Below are 3,545 nucleotides of genomic sequence, written 5' to 3' on the forward strand. Positions count from 1 at the left end.
GCAGGCGGAGCACGTGTCCCATCGACACCCGCACGACCCGCCGGTAGAGCGGGTCCCCGGCGGCCGCCCCGAACAGCACGCCGTCGACCCCGAGGGCAGCGCAGTTGCGGAAGATCGCGCCGAGGTTCTCGGGGTCGTTGACGCCCTCGAGCACGACGAGCGTCCGCGCGCCGTCCAGCACCTCCTCGACCGGCAGTGGTGCGGGCCGGTCCGCGGCGGCGAGGATGTCGCGGCTGGACCGGAAGCCGATCACCTCGCTGAGGACGTCCTTGGTGGTGCGCAGGTACACCGCGTCGCCCGCGCGCTCGTCGGCGTCCCACCCCTCGGCGGCGGCCTCCCTGCGCAACTGGTGCAACCGCGCGTCGGTACCCAGGAGGACGTGTGGCCGGAAGCGCGAGAGCAGCATGCGGCCCACGACGTACGTGCCCTCGGCGATCACCAGTCCCCGCCCGCCGGGCAGGTCGGGCCGCCGGTCGGAGTTGTTGAGGTCGCGGAGGTCGTCCAGCCTGGGGTCGGCGGGGTCGGAGACGTCGACGACGTGCACGGTTCGGTCGCTCCTCCCGCCGGCCGGTCAGGCCAGCGCGTCGGTGATGGGACCGATCGCGAAGTACACGACGAACGCGACCGCGACGATCCAGAGGATCGGGTGCACGGTGCGGCCCTTGCCGGTGGCCGTTGCCATGACGACCCAGGCGATGAAACCGATCCCGATGCCGTTGGCGATGGAGTACGTGAACGGCATCGCCACGATCGTGAGGAACGCCGGTAGCGCGACCGCGAAGTTGGTCAGGTCGATCGCCTTGATCTGCGAGATCATCAGCGCACCCACGATCACCAGCGCGGGCGCGGCGGCCTCGACCGGGACGACCTCGTACAGCGGGGTGAAGAACATCGCCAGCAGGAACAACCCGCCCGTGACGACGTTCGCCAGGCCCGTCCGGGCTCCCTCGGCGATGCCGGAGGCGGACTCGAGGAACACCGTGTTCGACGACGACGAGGTCAGACCGCCGGCGACGGCACCGAATCCCTCGACGACCAGCGCGGCCTTCATGTTGGGCAGGTTGCCCTTGTCGTCCATGAGCTCGGCTTCCTTGCCGAGGCCGGTGAAAGTGCCCATGGCATCGAAGAAGTTGGCGAGCAGCAGGGTGAAGACGAACAGGCCCGCGGCCAGCGGCCCGATGCGGACGAACGCGCCGATGAGGTCCACCTGGCCGATCAGCGACAGGTTCGGGATGCCCCCGAGAGAATCGGGGATGCCGGGGACCGCGAGGCCCCAGCCGGTCGGATTGGGCTCACCGTCGACGAAGGACGGGCCCGCGTCCGCTAGGGCCTCGACGATCACCGCGAAGACCGCGGTGACGACGATGCCGATGAACAGGCCGCCGCGGATCTGGCGTGCGACGAGGATTCCGCAGAGCAGGAGACCGACGACGAAGACGAAGGTGGGCCACGAGGCGATCGACCCGTTGATGCCGAGCCCCACCGGGACGGTGGTGCCGGCCGCGTCCGGGAGGCGGCGGACGAAACCGGAGTCGACGACACCGACCATCGCGATGAACAGGCCGATGCCGACGGCGATGGCCGCCTTGAGCTCGCCGGGCACCGCGTTGAACACGGCGGTGCGGAACCCGGTGACGGCGAGGATCACGATGATGATGCCCTCGATGACCACCAGGCCCATGGCCTCGGCCCAGGTCACCTGCTGCGCGATGGTGACGGCGACGAGCGAGTTGATCCCCAGGCCCGTGGCGAATGCGAAGGGGTACCGCGCGATCGCACCGAACGCGATGGTCATCACGCCCGCCGTGAAGGCGGTGACCGCGGCGATCTCGACGATCGACAGCTGGTTGCCCTCGACGTCGGTGCCCGAGCCGAGGATCAGCGGGTTGAGGATGATGATGTAGGCCATCGCGAAGAAGCTGACGAGCCCGCCGCGGACCTCGCGGGACACCGTCGAGCCGCGCTCGCTGATCTTGAAGTAGCGATCGAGCGCCCCGACCTTGGTGGGGGGCTGCGACGGGGCCCCGGTGCTCTGCGACATCTGGTGACCTTCCTGAGCTGTGGGTGAGGAACCGTCATAGAGTAACCGCCCCGCCGCCTGCGGTAGCGTCGCGGTCATGACGGACGAGTCGACAGACCCGGGGGTCCCCCGGATTCCCGCCTACCTGCTGGACCCCCGACCCGTCGTCATCATCGGCACCCTGGCGTGGACGTTGGCCCTCCTGGCCCACATGCTCATGGAGGAGGTCGACATGCGTTCGGTCATCCTGGGCGCGGTCGGCGTCGGCGTCGGGGCGGTCGGCACGATCGTCTACGCACTGCAGCGCCGGGCCGTACTACGCGGCAGCGCGGGTGCCCAACAGGGCCTGGACTACGACCTGGACTGAGCGGGTCAGTCCGCGGACGTGGGCTCGTCGACAGACGTCTCGGCGTCCCCACCCTCGTGGGGGGCGGCCGCACCGGACGCGGGGTGGCCGGACGCGGCCTGATCGTCCGTGCGGTCATCGGCGGCGGAGCGGGCACGTGCGGTCGCGGCGAGCTGCTGGGGCAGGACCACCACGTCGACGGCGGCGTCGTCGTACGCGTAGGCAACAGCCGGCCCGGTGTCGGAGGGGATCTCGACCTCGCTGTGGGCGCCGCAGCCGTACTCGAGGTGGACGACCTGCCCGTCGGCGGAGAACTCGTTGGCGCAGACGCCGAACAGGGCGCCCAGGGACCCGGCCACGGGCACCAGGAACCCACAGGTCCCACAGTGGTGCTTGGCGGCCCGGGCGATCTCGGTGTCCGGTCCGCGCTCGACCGTCCACCGGTCGGCGGCGGCGGCCCGCCCCTCCCAGCTCAGGTGATGCGGTCGGCCGAGACCGATCGGCCCCGCGGCGTCGTCCAGCTCGTCGTCGCCGTTCAGCGTGTAGCCGGGGACGAGCCGGTCGTCGTCCTCGGGCGGCGGGAGCAGATCCCCGGCGCCGAGGTCCCCGGGCCGGATGCGCCGATCCCACGGCACCCACTCGGGGGCGACCAGCGCGTCCGCTCCCGGGAGGAGCGCGATCTCGTCGACGGTCAGGTCACCACCGGGCACGAGCGCGAGGACGCAGGCCCAGTACCAACCTCGGTACCCGGGCAGCTCGGAGGCGAACCGGTGCGTGGTGGTGAACTCCGCCTCGACGGTGCTGCCGAGGTGCTCCCCCACACCCTCCGCGGCGAACTCCTCGACCGCCGACCGGGCCACGTCGACGCCGGAGGCCAGCCGCTCACGCAGCGCGCCGTCGAAATCCGACCCCTGATCCGTGCCTACCTCGGTGTTCACCCCTCCCATTATGCGCATCTCCGCGTGGAGGTCACGGCCCGGCCCGTCGTGCGGCATCCTGGGGGGCATGCGCAGCGCCCTCGGCCCGGTCGGCCCCCTCGTCGTGTCCCTGAGCCTCGTCGCCGCACTCACGGCGTGTTCCTCGGACGACGGAGGAGCACCGCCCGCCACCACCGCCGGCGCTTCCCTGGCCTCGTCGAGCGTCCCCGCCGGCTCGGCCGCCGGGAGTTCGGCGGCCCCC

General features: G+C 71.4%; 4 protein-coding genes. 1 reads left to right on the forward strand and 3 read right to left on the reverse strand.

Annotated features, from left to right (window positions below; genetic code table 11):
- Positions 1–544, reverse strand: a 544-nt coding sequence (locus G6024_RS10500; RefSeq protein ID WP_159148657.1) for a TrmH family RNA methyltransferase, incomplete at its 3' end; no start/stop codon positions are given.
- 27 nt (positions 545–571) lie between these two features.
- Positions 572–2,041: an NCS2 family permease gene (locus G6024_RS10505; protein ID WP_067712674.1), complete on the reverse strand. Its 1,470-nt coding sequence runs from the start codon at positions 2,039–2,041 to the stop codon at positions 572–574.
- A gap of 76 nt (positions 2,042–2,117) precedes the next feature.
- Here G6024_RS10505 and G6024_RS10510 point away from each other — a divergent pair, with 76 nt between their 5' ends.
- Positions 2,118–2,387 (forward strand): DUF2530 domain-containing protein, encoded by a 270-nt coding sequence (locus tag G6024_RS10510; RefSeq protein WP_067712676.1) that lies wholly within the window; start codon positions 2,118–2,120, stop codon positions 2,385–2,387.
- 5 nt (positions 2,388–2,392) lie between these two features.
- Here the strand turns inward: G6024_RS10510 and G6024_RS10515 are convergent, their stop codons facing one another.
- Positions 2,393–3,313: a DUF3027 domain-containing protein gene (locus G6024_RS10515; protein ID WP_159148658.1), complete on the reverse strand. Its 921-nt coding sequence runs from the start codon at positions 3,311–3,313 to the stop codon at positions 2,393–2,395.
- Positions 3,314–3,545 lie beyond the last annotated feature (232 nt).

The sequence above is a fragment of the Dietzia maris genome, assembly GCF_014144855.1.
Lineage (GTDB): Bacteria > Actinomycetota > Actinomycetes > Mycobacteriales > Mycobacteriaceae > Dietzia > Dietzia kunjamensis.

What these genes read in the sequence shown, in the direction of transcription:
- G6024_RS10515 (WP_159148658.1), bottom strand. Translation starts at nt 3,313, where the DNA reads ATGGGAGGGGTGAACACCGAGGTAGGCACGGATCAGGGGTCGGATTTC.
- G6024_RS10505 (WP_067712674.1), bottom strand. Translation starts at nt 2,041, where the DNA reads ATGTCGCAGAGCACCGGGGCCCCGTCGCAGCCCCCCACCAAGGTCGGG.
- G6024_RS10510 (WP_067712676.1), top strand. Translation starts at nt 2,118, where the DNA reads ATGACGGACGAGTCGACAGACCCGGGGGTCCCCCGGATTCCCGCCTAC.